Raw genomic sequence first — 2,146 nt, 5'->3', positions numbered from 1 at the left:
CTGAACAAGGACTTGAGCCTGTCGCAAATCGATTGGATTTTGACGGCCATCTCCGACGACGAGGGCATGACGCTGGAGCAAACGCTGGAGCGCATTGGCCGGCTGTTCTGGCTCAACGGCACGCCAGTGCGCAACGACCGTGAGCAGTTGTATGCCAAGCTCAACGAGCTCAATGCCAAGCTGTTTGCCAACCCGGCGGCCCTGGAGCTGGAGCTTGCCAGCGAATATGCCGGTGCGCAGTTGCATGCGCTGGCGGGGGATGTGGCCGAGATGACGCAATGGGCCCAGGCGGGTGATGCGCGGGGCCTGGCCGTGCGCCATGCCTTGCGCCAGCTCAATCCGTTCTTCATCCAGGGGCTGGATTACCACGCGCTCAACGATGGGGGGCAGCTGGATCTGTACGACGCTGCCACCGGGCAGGGCACCCTGACCCAGGGCTGGCTGAAGGACCGCGCGCGCTTTCTGGCCGCGCAATCGAGCAGGAATGGCGGCACCAACGACGCCGCCAGACGCGAGCGTGATGTGGTGTTCGTCGATCTGCCCAGCAATGAGGAGATCAACACCCGGGTGCCAGGCATCGATACCGCGCGCTACGTCATCTTCGGCGGCGAGGAAAACAATCAAGGCGCGAGCACCCTCAAGGGCGGCGATTTCGAGGATCACATCTACGGCGAAGGGGGCGCTGACATCTTGCAAGGCGGCAGCGGCAGCGATTACCTGGACGGCGGCCAAGGCCACGACACCTACGTGCTCAGCAGCCAAGACTCGGGCGTGGACACGATAGTGGAAGTCGATGGCGATGGGCACTTGGAAGTGGATGGCCAGAGCCTCGATGGCATGGTGTTCTCGCGCCCCAACATCCCCATTGCCGACAACAACCGTGCGCAGGTCTACCAGGACAGCCAGGGCCAATATCGCCTGCAGCAATTGAGCGACGACGGCGTCTGGGAGCTGGCGGCGCGCGGCAGCGATGGCTATCGCGTCCTGGCGCGCCTGCAGAACTGGCAGGACGGCATGCTGGGCATGCAGCTCGACGCCAACGTGCCTGGGGTGGTGCCCGAGCCCGAGCGCTTCGATCTCTACCACCGCGACGCGCCCGTGTTCCAGCACTACATCGGCACCCATGCCTCGGCAGGCATCTGGGTGCATGGCAGCCAATCGCGCTCTGGGCAATTCACCGGCAGCGGTCATGGCGACGTGATCTACACCGGCGGTGGCAACAGCAACCTGGTCTATGCCTTTGGCGGCAGCGACTACGTGCAGGGCGGCGAGGGGCGCGACTTCTTGATCATGGGCGTCAACCGCAGCCAGCTCGATCACGATGAGGACGTGGCCTATGGCGGCGGGGGCAGCGACATCATCGCCGGCGGCGGCGGCAACGACACGCTGTGGGGCGGCGATGGCAGCGCCAGCTACCTGCAGGCCGATGCCGGCACCGACAGCGACGATGCCCAGATGCGCCGTGGCGACTGGATCAGCGGCCAGGCCGGCAGCGACCTGATCTATGGCAGCGCCCGCGAAGACGTGCTGTTCGGCGGCGACGGAGACGACACCCTGCGCGGCGGCGCCGGCCGGGACCTGCTGCTGGGCGATGCGGACTACTTCGTCGGCAGTGGCTCCATGGTCATCGGCGCGGACCAAGGCACGGCGGCCTACCAATGGCAGGCCGATGGCACGGTGCGACGCCTGCCCAATGGCCATGCGGAGGCCGGCGTGGCCGTGCCCAGCGGGCAGGTCTTTCGCTGGAGCTGGAGCCACTCGACGCAGGACTTCAGCCTCACGCCCGGTCGCAGCTTTTTGCGCAGCGAACGACTGGCCGGCACCGGGACGGATTATCTGGACGGCGGCGCAGGCGACGACTGGATGGCCGGGCAGGCCGGCGACGACGTGCTGCACGGCGGCGATGACAACGACGTACTCTACGGCGACGACGCCGTGGCCATGCCCGAAGGCAGCGAAGGCAACGACCGGCTGTTTGCCGGCGAGGGGCGCGACAAGCTGTTTGGCGGCGCTGGCAAAGACCTGCTCGACGCCAGCGAGCACGACGGCGACCTGGACGTGCTGCGCGGCGGCAGTGGGCGCGACGAACTCATCGGCGGCACGGGCGGCGACGAACTCTACGGCGAAGACGGCGAGGACACCCTGC

Annotated in this window: 1 protein-coding gene; it reads left to right on the top strand. The window is 66.8% G+C overall.

The window, feature by feature from the left end; genetic code table 11:
* Positions 1-12: 12 nt before the first annotated feature.
* A partial coding sequence (locus CLI93_RS15580; protein WP_143327019.1) for a calcium-binding protein occupies positions 13-2,146 on the top strand: 2,134 nt, incomplete at its 3' end.

The sequence above is a fragment of the Vandammella animalimorsus genome, assembly GCF_002288875.1.
GTDB classification, from domain to species: Bacteria; Pseudomonadota; Gammaproteobacteria; order Burkholderiales; family Burkholderiaceae_C; genus Lampropedia; species Lampropedia animalimorsus.
This window is presented reverse-complemented; position numbering and strand designations above follow the sequence as displayed.